Below are 20702 nucleotides of genomic sequence, written 5' to 3' on the forward strand. Positions count from 1 at the left end.
AACAACTACAAGAGCGCAAAGAACATGAGCAATCCACGCAACCTGTCCTGGGCCGCGTTGGCTTCGGGCACCCTGGCGGCGCTACCGCAGGTAGAGGCCGGCGAGGGCCTGGTCGAGGGCGCCAGCGCCACCTTGCAGGCGCGCAACTACTACTTCAGCCGCGACTACTCGGACATCGTCGGCGCCAACCCGCAATCGAAGACGGAGGAGTGGGCCCAGGGCTTCATCCTCGACTTCCGTTCCGGCTACACGCCGGGGCCCGTGGGCTTTGGCCTGGACGCCATCGGCCTGCTCGGCCTGAAGCTGGACAGCAGCCCGGAGCGGACCAACAGCGGGCTGCTGCCGGTGGACGGCGACGGTCGCGCGCCGGACGACTACAGCCGCCTGGGCATGGCGCTGAAGGCGAAGGTCTCGCGCAGCGAACTCAAGCTCGGCGAGCTGCAGCCCAACCTGCCGGTGCTGCCGGCCAGCGACAACCGCCTGCTGCCGCCCACCTACCAGGGCGCCATGCTGGCTTCCGCCGAGATTCCCGGCCTGGCCGTGCAGGCGGGCCGGTTGAAGTCCTACAGCGTGCGCAACGAGGCCGGCACCAGCGACCTGCAGGCGATGGTCGGCGCGACGCCCTACCGCCAGGTGGAAAGCGACGCCTTCAACTTCGCCGGCGGCGACTACGACTTCAACGCCAAGCGCACCCGCGCCAGCCTCTGGTACGGCCAGCTGGAAGACATCTACCGCCAGGGTTTCCTCGGCCTCAGGCACAGCCAGCCCGCCGGCGACTGGGTGCTGGGCGGCAACCTCGGCTTCTACGACGCCAAGGAGGATGGCAAGCGCCTGCTCGGCAACCTGGACAACCGCGCCTTCTACGCGCTGCTCTCGGCCAGGCGCGGCGGGCACACCTTCTACGTCGGCTACCAGGGCATGTTCGGCGACGACGGCTTCCCGCGGGTGTTCCCCAACGTCGCGCCGCTGGGCAACGAAGTGCCCACCTTCCAGTTCGCCTCGGCCGACGAGCGTTCCTGGCAGGTGCGCCACGACTACGACTTCGCCGCCCTCGGCATCCCCGGCCTGAGCACCACGCTGCGCTACCTGCGCGGCAGCAACGTCGACACCGGCAGGGGCTTCGAGGGCCGTGACCGCGAGCGCGACCTGGAACTGGCCTACACGCTGCAGGGCGGCCCGCTGGCCGGGCTGAACATCCGCCTGCGCAACGCCATGGCCCGTTCCAACTACCTCACCGACATCGACGAGAACCGCCTGATCCTCAGTTACACCTGGAAGCTCTTCTGAGCCGGCCCACCCCTAGCAACGAGAAGAACCCCATGAACAGACAAACCCTGCGCGTCAGCGACGTGATCGACAACAGTCCGCTGTCCGCCCTGCAGATCCGCGTGTTGCTGCTGTGCTTCCTGGTAGTGGTGCTCGATGGTTTCGACACCGCCGCCATCGGCTACATCGCCCCCGAACTGGTGCGTGACTGGGGCATCGAGCGCGCCCAGCTGGCCCCGGCCTTCGCCGCCGGGTTGTTCGGCATGCTGGTGGGCAGCGTCGGCTTCGGCCCGGTGGCCGACCGCCACGGGCGCAAGCTGGTGCTGCTGCTGAGCCTGCTGATCGTGGCCCTAGGCACCCTGGCCTGTGCCCTGGCGCCGAACATCGAGGTGCTCACCGTCCTGCGCTTCTTCACCGGCATCGGCCTGGGCGGCGTGCTGCCCAACGCCATCACCCTCAGCTCGGAATACTCCCCGGCGCGGCGGCGCATGCTGCTGGTGACGCTCAGCTATTCCGGCTTCACCCTCGGCCTGGCCCTGGGCGGCTGGGTGGCGGCCATGCTGTTGCCGCTGGTGGGCTGGAAGGGGCTGCTGCTGTGCGGCGGGCTGGCGCCGCTGGTGTTGCTGCCGGCGCTCTGGCTGGCGCTGCCGGAGTCGATCTGCTTCATGGCCGGCAAGCCGGCGCTGGTCGAGCGCCTGCGGGCCATTCTCGAGCGTATCGGCGGCAGCCGCGACTGGGCGGCCGTCGAGCTGCTCGGCGACGAGCCCCGCGGCCAGGCGCGTTCGCCGGTGTCCTCGCTGTTCACCGACGGCCGCGCCCTGCGCACCCTGATGCTGTGGCTGACGTTCTTCTGCTGCCTGTTCGTCTTCTACCTGCTGACCAGCTGGCTGCCGACCATCCTCCGCGACAGCGGCTACGCCCTCGGCCAGACCGCGCGCATCGCCTCCATGCTGCCGTTCGGCGGGGTGGTGGGCGGCATCGCCATGGCCATGCTGATGGACCGCGTCGGCGCGAACCGGGTGCTGCCGCCGCTGTGCCTGGCCGCGGCCGTCGCCCTGGCGCTGACCGGCACCCAGCTGGGCCATGCCACGGCGCTGCTGCTGATGGTCTTCGTGGTCGGCTTCACCCTGACCGGCGCGCTGAACAACCTGAGCATCCTCGCCGCCACCTTCTACCCGACCCACGCCCGCGCCACCGGCGTGGCCTGGGCCCTGAGCGCCGGGCGCGCCGGCTCCATCATCGGTTCCTCGCTGGGCGCCTGGCTGTTCGCCGCGGCGGGTGGCCTGCAGCTGTTCTTCCTGTGGATCGCGCTGCCGGTGCTGCTGGCCGGCCTGGCGCTGTTCGCCATGACGCTGACCCGCTCCCGCGCGGCGCAGATGGCCTGACGCCAGGTCCGATCGGATAACGCCGGGCTCGACCATGACGTAGGGCGTATAACCGTTCGCGGTTATACGCCGATACACCCAGGCCACAACCCACGCCAAGGCCAGCCCCGAAGCCGCCTGGGGCCCGGGCCAAGCGGCGGATAACGCCGTAGGCGTTATGCGCCCTACGCCGGGTTCGACCGTGATGTAGGGCGTATAACCGTTCGCGGTTATACGCCGATACACCCAGGCCACAATCCACGCCAAGACCAGCCCCGAAGCCGCCTGGGGCCCAGGCCAAGCGGCGGATAACGCCGTAGGCGTTATGCGCCCTACGCCGAACCTTGGAGCCGCCGTAGGAGCGGACTCCGTCCGCGATAAACCGCCCCGCGCGGTGCCCTGCATGAAAAAAGGCCCGCGAGCGGGCCTTTTCGTTGCTACCGGAACTCAGCTGTTGCTCTGGGTGAACTTCTCCAGGTACAGCCGGCCGTTCTCCAGCCCCTGCGCCTGCAGCCAGTCCTTCACCGACTCGACCATCGGCGGTGGGCCGCACAGGTACATGTCGAAGGGCGCATCGCGCAGGGCCGTGGCGTCGAAGTGCCCGGTGACGTAGCCGCGCTTGCCGTCCCAGCCGTCGTCGTCGCTGATCACCGGGGTGAAGGCGAAGCCGGGGATGCGCTCGGCGTAGGCGGCGATGCGCTCCAGCTCGCAGAGGTCCGCCGCCTGGCGCACGCCGTAGTACAGGTGCACCGGCTGGCCGCAGCCGCCGGCTTCGGCCAGTTCGTCGAGCATGCCGAGGAAGGCCGACAGGCCGGTGCCGCCGGCCACCAGCAGCAGCGGGCGTTCGACGTGGCGCAGGTAGAAGGTGCCCAGCGGCGCCTCGAAGGGGATGACGTCGCCCACCTGGCAGCGCTCGCGGATGTAGTTGCTCATGGCGCCGTCGGGCAGCAGGCGGATGAGGAACTGCAGCGGGTTGCCGGCGCCCGGCCGGTTGGCGAAGGAGTAGGAGCGCACCGCGTCGGTGCCCGGCACGTGCAGGCGGGCGTACTGGCCGGGCAGGTAGTCCGGCGCCGGGCCCTCCACCTGCAGGCGCAGGATGGCGGTGCTTGCCGAGACCTGCTCGACGCCGCTGACCACGCCGCGATGGCTGGCCGGGCCCGCGGCGCTGCACAGGCTGGAGTCGAAGTCGAAGTAGAACGCGGCGTCGGATTGCACGCGGGTCTGGCAACTGAGGATCTTGCGCTGGGCCAGGTCCTCGGGGGAGAGGGTTTCCTCGTCGGCGTAGTCCATTTCGTAACGGCCGGACTCGCAGCGGCCCATGCAGGTGCCGCAGACGCCCTCGCGGCAGTCCAGGGGGATCTTGATGCCGTTGCGCAGCGCGGCGTCGAGGAGGATCTCGTTGCCCTGCACGGGGAAGAACAGCGTCTTGCCGTCGGCGAAGCTGAAGGCGACCTTGTGGTTCATCGGGCCATCCTCACAGGTGGTAGAAGTCGAGCACCGAGTCGATGCGGTCGTTGAGCAGCAGCACGTGCTTGCGGGCGATCAGCCAGCTCTCGCCGGCCGGGCGCAGGCGGTAGGTGGCGTGGCCGAAGAACTGCCCGGGGCTTTCCAGGCGGTAGAACAGCGTGTGCCAGTTGGCGCGCACTTCCAGCTCGCCGCTGTCCAGCTCGCGGAGGCGCACGTTGTCGATGCCGTGCAGGGTGCGCGGCATGGGGATGGTGGAGGCGGCCTTGCCGGTGCGGATGCGGAACACCCGGTCCTCCAGGCCGGCGCGGCTGGCGTAGTAGATCAGCGACATGCCGCGCCTGGGGTCGGTGGTGTAGACGTGCTCGGAATCCCACTGCGGGACGTGGAACTCGCTGTCTTCGCTGAACATCGCCAGGTAGCCGTCCCAGTCCTGGGCGTCGCACAGCTCGGCGTTGCGGTAGAGGAACTGTTCCACCCGGTATTGCAGTTGCGCGTTCATGCCTGCACCTCCTTCGGTTGCAGGGCCTTGCGTTCCAGGCCGTCGAGCAGGAAGCGCTGCCAGTGCTGGTGCTGGTTGACGTAGAGGCCTTCGTGGGTGAGTTCGGTGCCGGTGAGCACGGGCGCGATGCCCAGGGTTTCGCTGTTCGGCGTGGCCCCTCGAGCCATTTGCCCTGGCCGCGGGAGATGTCGCTCCAGCGTTCCAGGCGGCCCTGGAAGCCGCGCTGCTGCTCGCGGAATTCCACCAGGTCGTCCGGCGTGCCCATGCCGGAGACGTTGAAGAAGTCCTCGAACTGGCGGATGCGGTTCTCGCGGTCCTGGTCCGACTCGCCCTTGACGCCGATGCACTGGCTGATGACTTCGGTCCTGTTCCAGGCGATGGGGCGGACGATGCGCAGCTGCGAGCTGATCTGGTCCATGAAGAACAGACTGGGGTAGATGTTCAGGTTGCGCAGGCGGTGCATCATCCACTCGGCCCTGGCCTGGCCGTGTTTGGCGACCAGGCGCGGCATCACGCTGGCGTAGCCGGGGCGCACGGTGGGGTTGGGCATGTCGCTGAACAGCACGCTGTGGCCGTTGCGGAAGCTGAACCAGCCGTCGTCGGTCTGCGCGTCGCCGGCGCCGAGCTTGCTGTAGTCCAGGGTGCCGCTGGCCGTGCCGTTCTCGACGTTGACCTGCTGGCGGTGCTGCACGGTGGCCACGTAGTTGTAGTGCACGGTACTGACGTGGTAGCCGTCCAGGCCGTTCTCGTTCTGCAGCTTCCAGTTGCCCTCGAAGGTGTAGGCGGAGCGGCCCGGCAGCACTTCCAGCTCGCCGCTGGGGGACTGCGCCACCATCATGTCGAAGAAGACCTTCGCGTCGCCGAGGAAATCTTCCAGGGTGTCGGTGGCATTGACGTCGAGGCTGATGAAGACGAAGCCCTTGTAGCTTTCGATGCGGGCCTTCTTCAGGCTGCGGCTGGCCTTGTCGAAGTCCGCCGGGTACTCGCCGGGGGCCTTGACCTTCACCAGGCGGCCGTCGCTCTTGTAGCACCAGGCGTGGAAGGGGCAGGTGAAGGTGGACTGGTTGCCCTTGCACACCCGGGTGAGGGTAGCGCCGCGGTGCTGGCAGGCGTTGATCAGCGCGTTCAGCTGGCCGCCGGCGTCGCGGGTGATGATCATCGGCTGGCGCCCGGCGCGCAGGGTGACGAAGTCGTTGGGGTTGGCGATCTCGCTTTCGTGGCAGGCGTAGATCCACTGCTTCTCGAAGATCAGCTCCATCTCCAGGTCGAACAGTTCCGGCTCGGTGAACATGTCCCGGGCGATGCGGTACACCCCTTCGGCGGGGCGGAAGTCCAGGCAGCCACGGATGTAGTCCTGCCACTGTGCAAGGCTCTTGCTTGGTGCGTTCATTGTTGTTGTCCCATCGGGCGGATCGGTGGTTCCATTTCACGGCCGGCGCGCCCTGGCGGTCTATCCGCCCAGTGAGGGAAGGCGATCCGCAAAATTGGCGGCCTGGTAACACCGCGGCGCACGGGCTGGGTAGATGCTGCCCAGCCGCGGTGCGCCGGCTGGCAGCGGAGGGCGCGGGCGGGGTGCCGGAAGGAGGGTGATGGTCCGGAAAGTGGGCGAACACTATCCGCATACTGAGGCTTTGCCGACGATCCGTGGCCTGCAGGTACGCGTCTTGCTGCACACTGGGCGCAAGCGCCGCCAGAGCCGCCCCGAACAAGCCGTGAGTGCCCAGCGATGAACCCGAAGAACCCCGCTCGCTTCCGTGACATCCACGCCGACCGTCTCGACCTCACCGCCGCCCGCAACTGGATGTCGAGCATCTGCGGGCCCCACCGCCTGCACGCCGGGCGGCCCGAGGCGGTGCGCTTCCAGCACAGCGGCAGCGTGCTCAAGGGCATGTCCACCACCCTGGGCTGCATCGAGTACGGCACCGAGGTGACCATCGGCATCGTCGAGACCGAGCGCTTCAACAGCTACAGCCTGAGCCTGCCGCTGGTCGGCGAGCAGGAGCTGAGCGTGGCCGGGCGCTACCTGCAGTCGAACCCGCAGCGCGGGGTGATCGTCTCGCCCAACCAGAGCCAGGAGCTGAACATCACCGGCGACTGCCGCAAGCTGCAGGTGGTGATCCCGCTGCTGGCCATGCGCCGCACCCTGGAGGAGATGCTCCAGCGCCCGGCCGAGCGGCCCCTGGTGTTCGAGCCGGAGATGGACGCCCGGGACGGCGCGGCGGCGGCCTGGTGGCGCATGGTCCGCCACCTGAACGAGGAGATGGAGCTGAGCGAGCTGTTCGGCCAGGCCTTCTTCAGCCGCGACCTGGAGCGCGCGCTGCTCAAGGGGCTGATCCTCGCCCAGCCGAACAACTACAGCGAGGCGCTGCGCCAGTGCCTGGCCGAGAAGGTGCCGCACTACCTGCTGCGCGCCCGCGAGCACATCCACGCCCATGCCCGCGAGGCCCTGTGCCTGGACGACCTGGAAGCGGCCGCCGGGGTGTCGCGCTTCAAGCTGTTCGAGGGCTTCCGCAAGTACTTCGGCAGCGCCCCCATGACCTACCTGAAACACTACCGCCTGCACGGGGTGCGCCAGGACATCCTCGCCAGCGGCGCTTCCCGCAGCATCTCCGAGATCGCCCTGGGCTGGGGCTTCGCCCACCTGGGGCGCTTCGCCGGCGACTACCGCAAGCTGTTCGGCGAGACGCCCAGCGCGACGCAGCAGCGGTTGCATGGCTTGAGTGGGAGAGGGGGATGTAGGCGCGAGCTTGCTCGCGAGTGGCGCTTCCCGGTTACTCCTGCACTCGGGCGTACCCGCTCCCTCTCCCTAACCCTCGGCTGCGCGCCCCGCCCTGAAGGGAGAGGGGACCGTTGGGCAGACGCTGGTGCTCTGGAGTTAGCCGGCAGCCCCGAAAGTTGCCGGCTGAAACCTGGCCTTCTCTCGGCACGGACAAGCCCCCTCTCCCTTCAGGGAGAGGGCTGGGGAGAGGGGACGTGCCTAAGCCAAACACAGCAGCCACCGGTAGAACACCATTCGCGAGCAAGCTCGCTCCTACATTGCATTCCACCAATAAAAAACCGGCCCCAGGGGCCGGTTTCTTCAAACACCGCTCGAACTCAGCGATATTCGCACAGGTAAGCGGTATCCACCGCGACCTTCAGCTGGAACTTGCTGTTGCCCGGCACGGTGAACTGGCTGCCCGCGGCGAAGGTTTCCCACTCGTCGCTGCCCGGCAGCTTGACGGTCAGGGCGCCGGCGACCACGTGCATGATCTCCTGCTGGCTGGTGCCGAATTCGTACTCGCCGGGGGCCATGACGCCGATGGTGGCCGGGCCTTCGTTCATGCCGAAGGCGATGGATTTGACGGTGCCGTCGAAGTACTCGTTGACCTTGAACATGGGGGCTGCTCCTGCAACAGGGGGTAGGGGAGGGCGAAAAAAGGAGCGCCAGTATGCCCAAGGCGGTGGGCAGCGTCACTACGCGGCCTTCACAGCGCCAGGGGCAGCAGCCGGGCGGTGTTGCGGGCGTCTTCCAGGGCGCGGTGCTGCTGGCCCTGGAAGTGCAGGCCGGCCAGTTGCAGCGCGGTGTTCAGGCCCACCGGGCGCTTGAGCTGGCGGGCCTGGGCGAAGCGCTGCTTGAGGTTCAGGTGCGGCACCTGGTTGAGGTGGCTGGCGATGCGCTGGTTGCGCCATTCCAGTTCCAGCTGGTGGCGGTCGTAGTCGCCCCAGCTGGCCCAGCCGGCCAGGCGCGGGCTGTGCTGCGCGAGCCAGCGTTCGAACTGCGGCCAGACCTCGGCCAGCGGCGCGGCGCCGTCGACGTCGGCCTGGCTGATGTGCGTGAGTTCGCGGCAGAAGCTGGTCAGCAGCGGACGGCGCTGCGGCCGCACGAAGCGCTGGAAGTGGTCCAGCTCGCGGCCGTCTGCGGCGGCCACCAGGGTCGCGCCTATCTCGATGATCTCCATTTCCTCGACCGGCCAGCCACCTTCCTCGGTGGTGGCTTCCAGGTCGATCACCAGCCAGTGGGGCATAGGGCCTGCTCGCGCGAGTGGGACGGTGGGCCGCAGGGGCGGCGCCTGGCATGCAGTATGGAAGGCCTTTCGGGGCTCGGCAAACCGCTGCTAGGCTAGCCCGATCGACAACAGGGAGCTGGAGCCATGGCGAAAGTCGCGTTCATCGGCCTGGGCGTCATGGGCTACCCCATGGCCGGGCATCTGCAGGCCAAGGGGCATGAGGTCTGCGTCTACAACCGCACGCCGGCGCGCGCCGCGCAGTGGGTCGCCGAGCACGGCGGCAGTTCCGCGCCGACGCCGCGCGAGGCCGCGGCGCAGGCGGAATTCGTGATGTGCTGCGTGGGCAACGACGATGACCTGCGCAGCGTGGTGCTGGGGCCCGATGGCGCTCTCGCCGGGATGCAGCCGGGCAGCGTGTTCGTCGACCACACCACGGCCTCGGCGGCGGTGGCCCGCGAGCTGGCGGTGCAGGCCGCCGAGCGCGAGCTGGGCTTCCTCGACGCGCCGGTGTCCGGCGGCCAGGCCGGCGCCGAGAACGGCGTGCTGACGGTGATGGTGGGCGGCGAGGAGGCCTTCTACCGGCGCGCCGAGCCGGTGATCGCCGCCTATGCGCGGATGGTCCGGCTGATGGGCCACAGCGGCGCCGGGCAACTGACCAAGATGGTCAACCAGATCTGCATCGGCGGCCTGCTCCAGGGGCTGTCCGAGGCCCTGCATTTCGCCCGGTGCGCCGGCCTGGACGGCGAGGCCGCCATCGAGGTCATCAGCAAGGGCGCGGCGCAGTCCTGGCAGATGGAGAACCGCCACAAGAGCATGCTGGAAGGGCGCTTCGACTTCGGCTTCGCCGTGGACTGGATGCGCAAGGACTTCGCCATCGTGCTCGACGAGGCGCGGCACAATGGCGCGCAGTTGCCGGTGACGGCGCTGGTCGACCAGTTCTACGCCGAGGTGCAGGCCGCCGGTGGCGGGCGCTGGGACACCTCGAGCCTGATCAGCCGGCTGAAGCCGCGCGCCTGAATCAGCTGCGGAAGATGAAGTAGACCGCGCCCAGCAGGCACAGGCCGGCCCAGAGGTAGTCCAGCTTCAGCGGCTGCTGCATGAAGAACACGCTGAAGGGCACGAATACCGCCAGGGTGATGACCTCCTGCATGATCTTCAGCTGGCCCACCGACAGCGTGGTATAGCCGATGCGGTTGGCCGGCACCTGCAGCAGGTACTCGAACAGCGCGATGCCCCAGCTGACCAGGGCGGCGATGATCCAGGGCTTGGTGTTCAGCGTCTTCAGGTGGCCGTACCAGGCGAAGGTCATGAACAGGTTGGAGAACGCCAGGAGGGTGGCGGTTTGGGCCCAGACCGGCATGGGGAGCTCTCGGAGGTGAGGAGGGCGCCAGCCTAAATCGCCGCGCCCGCGCCGCCAAGGGGCAGCAGGCGATGCAAGGCCCTTGGCGGCGGGCGCCGCTGGGCTTATCCTCCGCGCCGCGCACCGGCCCTGCGGTGCGCCATCCCTGTCGCACCCTTCCGAGAGCCCTGCAACGATGCAATGCCGTGCCGGTTGTGGCGCCTGCTGCGTGGCGCCGTCGATCTCCTCGCCCATCCCCGGCATGCCCGGCGGCAAGCCCGCGGGCGTGCGTTGCGTGCAACTGGACGAGCGCAACCTCTGCCGCCTGTTCGGCCGGCCCGAGCGCCCGGCGGTCTGCGCGGCCTTCGACGCCGATGCCGAGGTCTGCGGCAGCAGCAACGGGGAAGCCCTGCGTATCCTCGCCGAATGGGAACGGATCACCGCCGCCTGAGTGACTTGGAAGTCACGTTTTCAGGGGCCATACTGGCGCCCATCCTGACTGCCGAACCGCTCAGGATCGCGGATTTGCACGGGCCCGGCGCTTGGCCGGCCCGGCCAGACCAACAATAACCAGAGGAAGATGACGATGCGTGGCATCCTGCGTATGACCCTGTTGAGTGCCGCCCTGCTGGGCGCCTGTGGCGCCGCCATGGCCGAGGATTGGCAACTGGCCAAGGACGAGGACGGCGTCAAGGTCTACCTGAGCAGCGTCCCGGGCTCGAAGTACAAGGCCTACCGCGGCGTGGTCGACATCAAGGCCGACGTGGCCAGCATCAACGCCCTGCAGGAAGACGTGAAGGGCTCCTGCAAGTGGATCCACGCCTGCGCCGAGATGCGCCTGCTCAAGAGCGAGGGCGACAACTCCTGGACCTACTCGAAGATCGACATGCCCTGGCCCGTGACCGGCCGCGACGTGGTGATCCACGTGAGCACAGAGAAGACCGCCGACGGCGGCCTCATCCGCCACCTGCAGGCCGAGCCGACCTACATCCCCGAAGAGAAGGGCGAGATCCGCGTGCCCAAGCTGGTCGGCGAATGGAAGCTGGTGCCCAAGGGCACGGGCGTCACCGAGGTGACCTACCAGGTGCAGACCGAGCCGGGTGGCAGCATCCCGTCCTGGCTGGCCAACAGCTTCGTGGTGGACGCGCCGATGAATACCCTGAAGGGGTTGCGCGCGGCTGCCGAGAAGCGCTGAGGCTGGGCGTTCGCGTCGAAGAGGCCGCCTTTGGGCGGCCTTTTGCATGGCGGGGGTTACCGGATGGTCCGGCGCAGCCTGGGGGCAATCGCGGACGGAGTCCGCTCCTACAGGGAAATGCCGTGCCTTCTGGCAACCGGTAGGCCAGCCGGAACGCCGGCGCCCGGCAGGACGGCGGATAACGCCGTAGGCGTTATGCGCCCTACGGGTGCATGGCTCGGCGCCATAAAAGAAAAAGGCTGCCGAAGCAGCCTTTTCCCATCCCGGCGGGACTTACTTGCGAGCGCCGAGCTCGACGAAGTCGCGCTGGGTGTAGCCGGTGTACAGCTGGCGCGGGCGGCCGATCTTGTACGGGCCGGAGAGCATTTCCTGCCAGTGCGAGATCCAGCCCACGGTACGTGCCAGGGCGAAGATCACGGTGAACATGCTGGTCGGGATGCCGATGGCCTTGAGGATGATGCCCGAGTAGAAGTCCACGTTCGGGTAGAGGTTGCGCTCCACGAAGTAGGGGTCGTGGCGGGCGATCTCTTCCAGCTTCATGGCCAGTTCCAGCTGCGGGTCGTTGATGCCCAGCTCGCTGAGCACCTCGTCGCAGGTCTGCTTCATGACCTTGGCGCGCGGGTCGAAGTTCTTGTACACGCGGTGGCCGAAGCCCATCAGCTTGAACGGATCGTTCTTGTCCTTGGCCTTGGCCACGAACTTCTCGATGTTCGAAACGTCACCGATCTCGTCCAGCATGCGCAGTACCGCTTCGTTCGCGCCACCGTGGGCCGGGCCCCAGAGGGCGGCGATGCCGGAGGCGATGCAGGCGAACGGGTTGGCGCCGGAGGAGCCGGCCAGGCGCACGGTCGAGGTCGAGGCGTTCTGCTCGTGGTCGGCGTGCAGGATGAAGATGCGGTCCATGGCCTTGGCCAGCACGGGGCTGATCGGCTTGGTCTCGCAGGGGGTGTTGAACATCATGTGCAGGAAGTTTTCTGCGTAGCTCAGGTCGTTGCGCGGATACATCATCGGCTGACCCATGGAGTACTTGTACACCATGGCGGCGATGGTCGGCATCTTGGCGACCAGGCGGTGCGCGGAAATCTCGCGGTGCTTGGGGTTATTGATGTCCAGGGAGTCGTGGTAGAAGGCGGAGAGGGCGCCGATCACGCCGCACATGATGGCCATCGGGTGGGCATCGCGGCGGAAGCCGTTGAAGAAGGTCTTCAGCTGCTCGTGAACCATGGTGTGGTTCTTGATGGTGCCGACGAACTGTTCCTTCTGCTCGGCGGTGGGCAGTTCGCCCTTGAGCAGCAGGTAGCAGGTTTCCAGGTAGTCGGATTTCTCGGCCAGTTGCTCGATCGGATAGCCGCGGTGCAGCAGCACGCCCTTGTCGCCGTCGATATAAGTGATCTTCGACTCGCAGGAGGCGGTGGACATGAAGCCAGGATCGAACGTGAAGTGGCCCGTGGAGGTCAGACCCCGCACATCCACTACATCGGGGCCCAGCGTGCCGGAGAGGACGGGCAGTTCGACGGGGGCTGCGCCCTCGATGATCAACTGCGCTTTCTTGTCAGCCATGATTAGGCCTCCTATTAATGCTTGAAATCATCTGTACGACCCCCCACGCAGGGCCCGCACCACTATAGAGAGATAAATCCGATTGTCAATTTGCAAGAAGTGGTGCCTGACAGCCCCTCCAACTGCCTGTTTTGGCGAAAAAAATCGCCTATTTACGCCTTTTCCCGGGGTGCGGCAATAAGTCCTTAGGCGAAGGCGATTCCGTTGTCATTAGGAGCCTAACTGTCTATACTCGGCGACCAGCCGCTGGGGCCCTCCAGGCCTCGCTCCACAGGCGGTTGTCACTCCCGAAGGTGATGGGTACCTGACAAGTGCACCTCCCGACAACTAGCCCTGCAATTCGAAGGGCTCTCAGTGTGAAAAAAGCCGTGAATAGCAAACGACCTGTAAACCTAGACCTAAGGACCATCAAACTCCCTGTCACTGCTTACACGTCCATTCTCCACCGCATCTCTGGCGTCATCCTGTTCGTGGGCATTGCCGTGCTGCTGTTCGCGCTCGACAAGTCCCTGGCATCGGAAGACAGCTTCGAGCAGGTGAAGGCGTGTCTGGCCCATCCGTTGGCCAAGCTTGTGATCTGGGGCCTGCTCTCCGCGCTGCTGTACCACCTGGTAGCCGGCATTCGTCACCTCGTCATGGACGCAGGTATCGGCGAGACGCTGGAAGGTGGCAAGCGTGGTTCGAAAATCGTCATCGCCATTGCCGTGGTGCTGATCGTTCTGGCGGGGGTCTGGGTATGGTAACTAACGTCACTAACTTCTCGCGTTCCGGCCTCTACGACTGGATGGCCCAACGCGTTTCTGCGGTCGTTCTCGCGGCTTATGTGCTTTTCCTGCTGGGTTACCTGATCGCACACCCGAACATTTCCTACGAGGAGTGGCATGGTCTGTTCTCCCACAGCCTGATGAAGATCTTCAGTCTTCTCACGCTGGTTGCCCTGAGCGTGCACGCCTGGGTCGGCATGTGGACCATCACCACCGACTACCTGACTCAGATGGCGCTGGGCAAGCCCGCGACCATCGTGCGTTTCCTCGTCCAGGCGGTATGCGGCATGGCCATGTTCGCATTCTTCGTCTGGGGTGTGCAGATTCTCTGGGGTAACTGATCCATGGCAAGCATTCGCACTCTCTCCTTCGACGCCATCATCGTTGGTGGCGGCGGCGCCGGCATGCGTGCCGCGCTGCAACTGGCCCAGGGCGGCCACAAGACCGCCGTGGTGACCAAGGTCTTCCCGACCCGCTCGCACACCGTTTCCGCCCAGGGCGGCATCACCTGCGCCATCGCCTCGGCCGACCCGAACGACGACTGGCGCTGGCACATGTACGACACCGTCAAGGGCTCCGACTACATCGGTGACCAGGACGCCATCGAATACATGTGCTCCGTCGGCCCGGAAGCCGTGTTCGAGCTGGAACACATGGGCCTGCCGTTCTCCCGTACCGAGCAGGGCCGCATCTACCAGCGTCCGTTCGGTGGCCAGTCCAAGGACTTCGGCAAGGGTGGCCAGGCCGCCCGTACCTGCGCCGCGGCCGACCGTACCGGTCACGCCCTGCTGCACACCCTGTACCAGGCCAACCTGAAGAACGGCACCTCCTTCCTCAACGAGTGGTACGCCGTCGACCTGGTGAAGAACCAGGACGGCCACGTGGTCGGCATCATCGCCATCGACATCGAGAGCGGCGACACCATTTATATCCGCTCCAAGGCCGTGGTCCTGGCCACCGGCGGTGCGGGCCGCATCTACGCCTCCACCACCAACGCCCTGATCAACACCGGCGACGGCGTGGGCATGGCCCTGCGCGCCGGCGTACCGGTGCAGGACATCGAGATGTGGCAGTTCCACCCGACCGGCATCGCCGGCGCCGGTGTACTGGTCACCGAAGGTTGCCGTGGTGAAGGCGGCTACCTGATCAACGCCCATGGCGAGCGCTTCATGGAGCGTTACGCGCCGAACGCCAAGGACCTGGCCGGCCGCGACGTGGTCGCACGCTCCATGGTCAAGGAAGTGATCGCCGGCAACGGCGTGGGCCCGAACAAGGACCACGTGCTGCTGAAGCTCGACCACCTCGGCGAGGAAGTCCTGCACAGCCGCCTGCCCGGCATCTGCGAACTGTCCAAGACCTTCGCCCACGTCGACCCGGTGGTCGCGCCCATCCCGGTCATCCCGACCTGCCACTACATGATGGGCGGCGTCGCCACCAACATCCATGGCCAGGCCCTGACCATGGACGCCAACGGCAACGACACCATCATCGAAGGCCTGTTCGCGGTCGGCGAAGTCGCCTGCGTATCGGTGCACGGCGCCAACCGCCTGGGCGGCAACTCGCTGCTCGACCTGGTGGTCTTCGGCCGCGCCACCGGCCTGCACCTGGAAAAGGCCCTGAAAGAGGGCATCGAGCACCGCGGCGCCTCCGAGTCCGACCTGGAAGCCTCCTTCAAGCGCCTGAACGGCGTGAACGAGCGCACCAGCGGCGAAGAAGTCGCCCCGCTCAAGCGCGAACTGCAGCAGTGCATGCAGAACTACTTCGGTGTATTCCGTACCGGCGAATACATGCAGAAGGGTATCGCCCAACTGGCTGACCTGCGCGATCGCATCGCCAACGTCAAGATCAACGACAAGAGCCAGGCTTTCAACACCGCGCGCATCGAAGCGCTGGAACTGCAGAACCTCCTCGAGGTGGCCGAAGCCACCGCCATCGCGGCCGAAAACCGCAAAGAGTCCCGCGGCGCCCATGCCCGCGAAGACTTCGAGGAGCGCGACGACGAGAACTGGCTGTGCCACACCCTGTACTTCCCGGGTGAGAAGCGCGTTGCCAAGCGTGCCGTCAACTTCGCGCCGAAGACCGTTCCGGCATTCGAACCCAAGGTTCGTACTTACTAAGGGTGCCCGTCATGTTGAAAGTAAGTGTTTACCGCTACAACCCGGAGAAGGACGCTGCACCGTACATGCAGGACTTCGACGTCGATACCCAGGGCAAGGACGTGATGGTCCTGGACGTGCTGGCGCTGATCAAGGAACAGGACGAGGGCTTCTCCTACCGTCGTTCCTGCCGCGAGGGCGTCTGCGGCTCCGACGGTATGAACATCAATGGCAAGAACGGCCTGGCCTGCATCACTCCGCTGTCGGCCGCCGGCCTGAAGGGCGGCAAGCTGGTGCTGCGTCCGCTGCCGGGCCTGCCGGTGATCCGTGACCTGGTCGTCGATATGCGCATCTTCTACAAGCAGTACGAGAGCGTTAAGCCGTACCTGCAGAACAAGTATGCCGCGCCGGCGATCGAACGCCTGCAAACCCCCGAAGAGCGCGAAAAGCTGGACGGTCTGTACGAGTGCATCCTGTGCGCCTGCTGCTCGACCTCCTGCCCGTCGTTCTGGTGGAACCCGGACAAGTTCCTCGGCCCCGCTGCGCTGCTGCAGGCCTATCGTTTCCTGGCCGACAGCCGTGACACGGAGACCCAGGCTCGCCTGGCCAGCCTGGACGATCCGTTCAGCGTGTTCCGTTGCCGTGGGATCATGAACTGCGTGAATGTCTGCCCGAAAGGCCTGAACCCTACCAAGGCCATCGGTCACATTCGCAACATGCTGCTGCAGAGCGGGACCTGATCCCACTCGCTGCCGCATGCGGAAAGAGCAATACCCGTGCCGCCGGAACATTGTCCGGCGGTACGGTTGCAACGGGCCCCAGCCCACAAAGCCGGGGTTCTGACTCTGAAAACGTATATATGACCAGCAGGGGCATCCGGGCTGGTACCCGGACTATCTGCGGGAACCTTTGTGGCTACCAGTCGCTGCAACAGGGCTGGGTCTCCCGAGAGTTCCATCAGGTGGAGTCCCCTTACCGAGGGTGACCAAGCATGCACGAAAGCGTAATGCAGCGGATGTGGAACAGTGCCCATCTATCCGGTGGGAACGCTGCCTACGTCGAAGAGCTCTACGAGCTCTACCTGCACGACCCGAACGCTGTGCCAGAAGAGTGGCGCACGTACTTCCAGAAGCTCCCTGCCGACGGCAATCCCGCCCCCGACGTCTCGCATTCCTCCATCCGTGATCATTTCGTGCTCCTGGCCAAGAACCAGCGCCGCGCTGCGCCCGTTTCCGCCGGCAGCGTCAGCACCGAGCACGAGAAGAAACAGGTCGAAGTCCTGCGCCTGATCCTGGCGTACCGGCTGCGTGGACATCAGGCCGCGACGCTCGATCCGCTGGGCCTCTGGGTGCGCACCGCGCCTTCGGACCTGTCGCTGGATCACTACGGCCTGACCGCCGCCGACCTCGACACCACCTTCCGCACCGGTGAGCTCTACATCGGCAAGGAAGAGGCCACCCTGCGTGAAATCCTCGATGCGCTGAAGCAGACCTACTGCAGCACCATCGGCGCGGAGTTCATGCACATCGTCGATTCCGAGCAGCGCCACTGGTTCGCCCAGCGCCTGGAAAGCGTACGGGGTCGTCCGGCTTACTCCGCCGATGCCCGCGCCCACCTGCTCGAACGCCTGACGGCGGCCGAGGGCCTGGAGAAATACCTGGGCACCAAGTACCCGGGCACCAAGCGTTTCGGTCTTGAAGGCGGCGAAAGCCTGATTCCGATGGTCGACGAGATCATCCAGCGCTCCGGCTCCTACGGCGTCAAGGAAATCGTCATCGGCATGGCCCACCGTGGCCGTCTGAACGTCCTGGTCAACACCCTCGGCAAGAACCCGCGCGACCTCTTCGACGAGTTCGAAGGCAAGAAGCTGGTCGAGCTGGGCTCGGGCGACGTGAAGTACCACCAGGGCTTCTCTTCCAACGTCATGACCAGCGGTGGCGAAGTCCACCTGGCGCTGGCCTTCAACCCCTCGCACCTGGAGATCGTCTCCCCGGTGGTCGAGGGTTCGGTACGCGCCCGCCAGGACCGTCGCAAGGACGGCAACGGCGACAAGGTGGTACCGATTTCCATCCACGGCGACGCCGCCTTCGCGGGGCAGGGCGTGGTCATGGAAACCTTCCAGATGTCCCAGACCCGTGCCTACAAGACCGGCGGCACCATCCACATCGTGATCAACAACCAGGTCGGCTTCACCACCAGCCGCCAGGACGACGCGCGCTCCACCGAGTACGCGACCGACGTTGCCAAGATGATCCAGGCGCCGATCTTCCACGTGAACGGCGACGACCCGGAAGCGGTGCTGTTCGTCACCCAGCTGGCCGTCGACTACCGCATGCAGTTCAAGCGTGACGTGGTCATCGACCTGGTCTGCTACCGCCGCCGCGGCCACAACGAGGCCGACGAGCCCAGCGGCACCCAGCCGCTGATGTACCAGCAGATCGCCAAGCAGCGCACCACCCGCGACCTGTATGCCGACGCGCTGATCGCAGCTGGCGTGCAGACCGCCGAGCAGGCCCAGGAAAAGGTCGACGAGTACCGCGACGCCCTGGACAACGGCCAGCACGTGGTGAAAAGCCTGGTCAAGGAGCCGAACAAGGAGCTCTTCGTCGACTGGCGTCCGTACGTTGGTCACGCCTGGACCGCGCGTCACGACACCCGCTTCGACCTGAAGACCCTGCAGGAGCTGTCCAACAAGCTGCTGGAGACCCCGGACGGTTTCGTCATGCAGCGCCAGGTGCAGAAGATCTACGAAGACCGCGCCAAGATGACCGCCGGCGGCATGCCGATCAACTGGGGCTTCGCCGAGAACCTGGCCTACGCCACCCTGCTGTTCGAAGGCCACCCGGTGCGCATGACCGGCCAGGACGTCGGCCGCGGCACCTTCTCGCACCGCCATGCGGCGCTGCACAACCAGAAGGACGACTCGGTCTACATCCCCCTGGCCCACCTGTTCGACGGCCAGCCGCGCGTCAGCCTGTACGACTCCTACCTCTCGGAAGAGGCGGTACTGGCGTTCGAATACGGCTACGCCACCACCACGCCGAACGCGCTGGTGATCTGGGAAGCCCAGTTCGGTGACTTCGCCAACGGTGCGCAAGTGGTGATCGACCAGTTCATCACCAGTGGCGAGACCAAGTGGCAGCGCCTGTGCGGCCTGACCATGCTGCTGCCGCACGGCTACGAAGGCCAGGGCCCGGAGCACTCCTCCGCGCGTCTGGAGCGTTACCTGCAGCTGTGCGCCGAGCAGAACATCCAGGTCTGCGTGCCGACCACCCCGGCGCAGGTCTACCACATGCTGCGCCGCCAGGTGATCCGCCCGCTGCGCAAGCCGCTGATCGTCATGACGCCGAAGTCGCTGCTGCGCCACAAGCTGGCCATCTCGACCCTGGAAGACCTGGCCAACGGCTCGTTCCAGACCGTCATCGACGAGATCGACGGCCTGGATCCGAAGAAGGTCGACCGCATCGTCCTGTGCAGCGGCAAGGTGTACTACGACCTGCTGGAGAAGCGCCGTGCCGAAGGCCGCGAGAACATCGCGATCGTCCGCCTGGAACAGCTGTACCCGTTCCCGGAAGACGACCTGGCCGAGGTCCTGTCCAAGTACAAGAACCTCAAGCACATCGTCTGGTGCCAGGAAGAACCGATGAACCAGGGTGCCTGGTACTGCTCGCAGCACCACATGCGCCGTGTCATCGCCGCGCACAAGAAGGGCCTCAACCTGGAATACGCCGGCCGCGACGGCTCGGCCGCCCCGGCTTGCGGCTACGCTTCGATGCACGCCGAGCAGCAGGAAAAACTGCTGCAAGACGCCTTCACCGTTTAACGCCAACGCGCAGTAGATACCGAATTTAAGGAAACACACACAATGGCTATCGAAATCAAAGCCCCAACCTTCCCGGAATCGGTCGCCGACGGCACCGTCGCCACCTGGCACAAGAAGGTCGGTGAAGCCGTCAAGCGTGACGAACTGATCGTCGACATCGAGACCGACAAGGTGGTCATCGAGGTGCTGGCCGAGGCCGACGGCGTACTGGCCGAGATCATCAAGAACGAAGGCGACACCGTCCTCTCCAACGAACTGCTCGGCAAGCTGAGCGAAGGCGGCGCCGCTGCTGCCGCTCCGGCTCCGGCCGCCGCCGCTCCGGCGGCTGCCCCGGCTGCCGCTGCCGCTCCGGCTGCCGCCGGCGAAGACGCCATCCTCTCGCCGGCCGCGCGCAAGCTGGCCGAAGAGAACGGCATCGACCCGAACAGCATCGCCGGCACCGGCAAGGGCGGCCGCGTGACCAAGGAAGACGTGGTCGCCGCCGTCGAGGCCAAGAAGAACGCCCCGGCTGCCGCTCCGGCCGCCGCCAAGCCGGCCGCTCCGGCCGCCGAGGCCCCGGTGTTCGCCGCCGGCGACCGCGTCGAGAAGCGCGTGCCGATGACCCGCCTGCGCGCCAAGGTCGCCGAGCGCCTGGTCGAAGCCCAGTCCTCCATGGCCATGCTGACTACTTTCAACGAAGTCAACATGAAGCCGATCATGGACCTGCGCAACAAGTACAAGGACCTGTTCGAGAAGAAGCACAACGGCGTGCGCCTGGGCTTCATGTCCTTCTTCGTCAAGGCCGCCACCGAAGCCCTGAAGCGCTTCCCCGGCGTCAACGCCTCGATCGACGGCAACGACATCGTCTACCACGGCTACCAGGACATCGGTGTCGCCGTGTCCAGCGACCGCGGCCTGGTGGTACCGGTACTGCGTAACGCCGAGTTCATGAGCCTGGCCGAGATCGAGAACGGCATCGCCACCTTCGGCAAGAAGGCCAAGGACGGCAAGCTGTCCATCGAAGACATGACCGGTGGTACTTTCACCATTTCCAACGGTGGCGTATTCGGTTCTCTGCTGTCGACGCCGATCGTCAACCCGCCGCAGACCGCCATCCTCGGCATGCACAAGATCCAGGAACGCCCGATGGCCGTTAACGGCCAGGTGGTGATCCTGCCGATGATGTACCTGGCGCTGTCCTACGACCACCGCATGATCGACGGCAAGGAAGCGGTGAGCTTCCTGGTCGCCATGAAGGACCTGCTGGAAGATCCGGCTCGTCTGCTGCTGGACGTCTGATTCGTCATTTCACCCGACGGCCCCGTACTACACGACGGCCCCGAAAGGGGCCGTCCGCTTCA

Annotated in this window: 17 protein-coding genes and 2 pseudogenes; 12 read left to right on the forward strand and 7 right to left on the reverse strand. The window is 66.2% G+C overall.

Annotation, left to right across the window (positions count from 1 at the left end):
• Positions 1-24 precede the first annotated feature (24 nt).
• Both PKO50_RS11535 and PKO50_RS11540 read left to right on the forward strand, forming a co-directional pair.
• The gene (locus PKO50_RS11535) at positions 25-1287 is read left to right on the forward strand and encodes an OprD family porin (RefSeq protein ID WP_275629755.1); all 1263 of its coding nucleotides are present in this window, start codon (positions 25-27) and stop codon (positions 1285-1287) included.
• Positions 1288-1319: 32 nt separating this feature from the next.
• A complete protein-coding gene (locus PKO50_RS11540; RefSeq protein WP_275629756.1) occupies positions 1320-2651 on the forward strand; it encodes an MFS transporter in 1332 nt (443 codons plus the stop codon).
• Positions 2652-3077: 426 nt separating this feature from the next.
• Here the strand turns inward: PKO50_RS11540 and antC are convergent, their stop codons facing one another.
• From antC to antA, 3 genes and pseudogenes are all read right to left on the reverse strand, one after another.
• Positions 3078-4094 carry an anthranilate 1,2-dioxygenase electron transfer component AntC gene (gene antC, locus PKO50_RS11545; RefSeq protein ID WP_109936974.1) on the reverse strand — a complete coding sequence of 339 codons (1017 nt, stop codon included), beginning with the start codon at positions 4092-4094 and terminating at the stop codon, positions 3078-3080.
• A gap of 10 nt (positions 4095-4104) precedes the next feature.
• Positions 4105-4596 (reverse strand): anthranilate 1,2-dioxygenase small subunit, encoded by a 492-nt coding sequence (gene antB / locus PKO50_RS11550; RefSeq protein WP_109936973.1) that lies wholly within the window; start codon positions 4594-4596, stop codon positions 4105-4107.
• Positions 4593-5986 (reverse strand): annotated as a pseudogene (gene antA / locus PKO50_RS11555) (anthranilate 1,2-dioxygenase large subunit). Before antA ends, antB begins: the two are co-directional and overlap by 4 nt.
• A 336-nt stretch (positions 5987-6322) precedes the next feature.
• Between antA and PKO50_RS11560 the strand changes: the two are divergent.
• A pseudogene (locus PKO50_RS11560) lies at positions 6323-7303 on the forward strand (AraC family transcriptional regulator); the annotation flags it as partial.
• A 389-nt stretch (positions 7304-7692) separates the two neighbouring features.
• Here the strand turns inward: PKO50_RS11560 and PKO50_RS11565 are convergent.
• Positions 7693-7974 (reverse strand): pyrimidine/purine nucleoside phosphorylase, encoded by a 282-nt coding sequence (locus tag PKO50_RS11565; RefSeq protein ID WP_275629757.1) that lies wholly within the window; start codon positions 7972-7974, stop codon positions 7693-7695.
• 89 nt (positions 7975-8063) lie between these two features.
• Positions 8064-8603, reverse strand: coding sequence for an exonuclease domain-containing protein (locus tag PKO50_RS11570; protein WP_275629758.1), 540 nt, complete (start codon positions 8601-8603; stop codon positions 8064-8066).
• A 126-nt stretch (positions 8604-8729) separates the two neighbouring features.
• On the opposite strand from PKO50_RS11570, the gene PKO50_RS11575 reads away from it, so the two are divergent.
• Positions 8730-9602 carry an NAD(P)-dependent oxidoreductase gene (locus PKO50_RS11575; RefSeq protein WP_275629759.1) on the forward strand — a complete coding sequence of 291 codons (873 nt, stop codon included), beginning with the start codon at positions 8730-8732 and terminating at the stop codon, positions 9600-9602.
• A gap of 1 nt (position 9603) precedes the next feature.
• Here PKO50_RS11575 and PKO50_RS11580 read toward each other — a convergent pair whose 3' ends face one another.
• Positions 9604-9945: a DMT family protein gene (locus PKO50_RS11580; protein ID WP_275629760.1), complete on the reverse strand. Its 342-nt coding sequence runs from the start codon at positions 9943-9945 to the stop codon at positions 9604-9606.
• 175 nt (positions 9946-10120) lie between these two features.
• On the opposite strand from PKO50_RS11580, the gene PKO50_RS11585 reads away from it, so the two are divergent.
• Both PKO50_RS11585 and PKO50_RS11590 read left to right on the forward strand, forming a co-directional pair.
• Positions 10121-10375: a YkgJ family cysteine cluster protein gene (locus tag PKO50_RS11585; protein ID WP_089390387.1), complete on the forward strand. Its 255-nt coding sequence runs from the start codon at positions 10121-10123 to the stop codon at positions 10373-10375.
• Positions 10376-10510: 135 nt separating this feature from the next.
• Positions 10511-11119, forward strand: coding sequence for an START domain-containing protein (locus PKO50_RS11590; protein ID WP_109936150.1), 609 nt, complete (start codon positions 10511-10513; stop codon positions 11117-11119).
• A gap of 273 nt (positions 11120-11392) precedes the next feature.
• Here the strand turns inward: PKO50_RS11590 and gltA are convergent, their stop codons facing one another.
• Positions 11393-12679, reverse strand: coding sequence for a citrate synthase (gltA, locus tag PKO50_RS11595; RefSeq protein ID WP_109937126.1), 1287 nt, complete (start codon positions 12677-12679; stop codon positions 11393-11395).
• 356 nt (positions 12680-13035) lie between these two features.
• Between gltA and sdhC the strand changes: the two genes are divergently transcribed.
• From sdhC to odhB, 6 genes are all read left to right on the forward strand, one after another.
• Positions 13036-13422, forward strand: a complete 387-nt coding sequence (sdhC, locus tag PKO50_RS11600) for a succinate dehydrogenase, cytochrome b556 subunit (RefSeq protein WP_167364784.1) — start codon at positions 13036-13038, stop codon at positions 13420-13422.
• Complete coding sequence (gene sdhD, locus PKO50_RS11605; RefSeq protein ID WP_089390389.1) at positions 13416-13784, forward strand: succinate dehydrogenase, hydrophobic membrane anchor protein; 369 nt, start codon at positions 13416-13418, stop codon at positions 13782-13784. The genes sdhC and sdhD overlap by 7 nt, the downstream gene beginning before the upstream one ends.
• 3 nt (positions 13785-13787) lie before the next feature.
• The gene (sdhA, locus tag PKO50_RS11610; protein WP_275629761.1) at positions 13788-15560 is read left to right on the forward strand and encodes a succinate dehydrogenase flavoprotein subunit; all 1773 of its coding nucleotides are present in this window, start codon (positions 13788-13790) and stop codon (positions 15558-15560) included.
• Between the two features lie 11 nt (positions 15561-15571).
• Positions 15572-16279 (forward strand): succinate dehydrogenase iron-sulfur subunit, encoded by a 708-nt coding sequence (locus tag PKO50_RS11615; RefSeq protein ID WP_275629762.1) that lies wholly within the window; start codon positions 15572-15574, stop codon positions 16277-16279.
• A 251-nt stretch (positions 16280-16530) separates the two neighbouring features.
• Entirely contained in the window at positions 16531-19362 is a 2832-nt protein-coding gene (locus PKO50_RS11620; protein ID WP_109937129.1) for a 2-oxoglutarate dehydrogenase E1 component, read from the forward strand.
• 42 nt (positions 19363-19404) lie between these two features.
• Positions 19405-20640, forward strand: a complete 1236-nt coding sequence (odhB, locus tag PKO50_RS11625; RefSeq protein WP_275629763.1) for a 2-oxoglutarate dehydrogenase complex dihydrolipoyllysine-residue succinyltransferase — start codon at positions 19405-19407, stop codon at positions 20638-20640.
• Positions 20641-20702 lie beyond the last annotated feature (62 nt).

It is taken from the genome of Pseudomonas sp. 273 (genome assembly GCF_029201425.1).
GTDB lineage: Bacteria > Pseudomonadota > Gammaproteobacteria > Pseudomonadales > Pseudomonadaceae > Pseudomonas > Pseudomonas delhiensis.

What these genes read in the sequence shown, in the direction of transcription:
- PKO50_RS11535 (WP_275629755.1), top strand. Translation starts at nt 25, where the DNA reads ATGAGCAATCCACGCAACCTGTCCTGGGCCGCGTTGGCTTCGGGCACC.
- PKO50_RS11540 (WP_275629756.1), top strand. Translation starts at nt 1,320, where the DNA reads ATGAACAGACAAACCCTGCGCGTCAGCGACGTGATCGACAACAGTCCG.
- antC (WP_109936974.1), bottom strand. Translation starts at nt 4,094, where the DNA reads ATGAACCACAAGGTCGCCTTCAGCTTCGCCGACGGCAAGACGCTGTTC.
- antB (WP_109936973.1), bottom strand. Translation starts at nt 4,596, where the DNA reads ATGAACGCGCAACTGCAATACCGGGTGGAACAGTTCCTCTACCGCAAC.
- PKO50_RS11565 (WP_275629757.1), bottom strand. Translation starts at nt 7,974, where the DNA reads ATGTTCAAGGTCAACGAGTACTTCGACGGCACCGTCAAATCCATCGCC.
- PKO50_RS11570 (WP_275629758.1), bottom strand. Translation starts at nt 8,603, where the DNA reads ATGCCCCACTGGCTGGTGATCGACCTGGAAGCCACCACCGAGGAAGGT.
- PKO50_RS11575 (WP_275629759.1), top strand. Translation starts at nt 8,730, where the DNA reads ATGGCGAAAGTCGCGTTCATCGGCCTGGGCGTCATGGGCTACCCCATG.
- PKO50_RS11580 (WP_275629760.1), bottom strand. Translation starts at nt 9,945, where the DNA reads ATGCCGGTCTGGGCCCAAACCGCCACCCTCCTGGCGTTCTCCAACCTG.
- PKO50_RS11585 (WP_089390387.1), top strand. Translation starts at nt 10,121, where the DNA reads ATGCAATGCCGTGCCGGTTGTGGCGCCTGCTGCGTGGCGCCGTCGATC.
- PKO50_RS11590 (WP_109936150.1), top strand. Translation starts at nt 10,511, where the DNA reads ATGCGTGGCATCCTGCGTATGACCCTGTTGAGTGCCGCCCTGCTGGGC.
- gltA (WP_109937126.1), bottom strand. Translation starts at nt 12,679, where the DNA reads ATGGCTGACAAGAAAGCGCAGTTGATCATCGAGGGCGCAGCCCCCGTC.
- sdhD (WP_089390389.1), top strand. Translation starts at nt 13,416, where the DNA reads ATGGTAACTAACGTCACTAACTTCTCGCGTTCCGGCCTCTACGACTGG.
- sdhA (WP_275629761.1), top strand. Translation starts at nt 13,788, where the DNA reads ATGGCAAGCATTCGCACTCTCTCCTTCGACGCCATCATCGTTGGTGGC.
- PKO50_RS11615 (WP_275629762.1), top strand. Translation starts at nt 15,572, where the DNA reads ATGTTGAAAGTAAGTGTTTACCGCTACAACCCGGAGAAGGACGCTGCA.
- PKO50_RS11620 (WP_109937129.1), top strand. Translation starts at nt 16,531, where the DNA reads ATGCACGAAAGCGTAATGCAGCGGATGTGGAACAGTGCCCATCTATCC.
- odhB (WP_275629763.1), top strand. Translation starts at nt 19,405, where the DNA reads ATGGCTATCGAAATCAAAGCCCCAACCTTCCCGGAATCGGTCGCCGAC.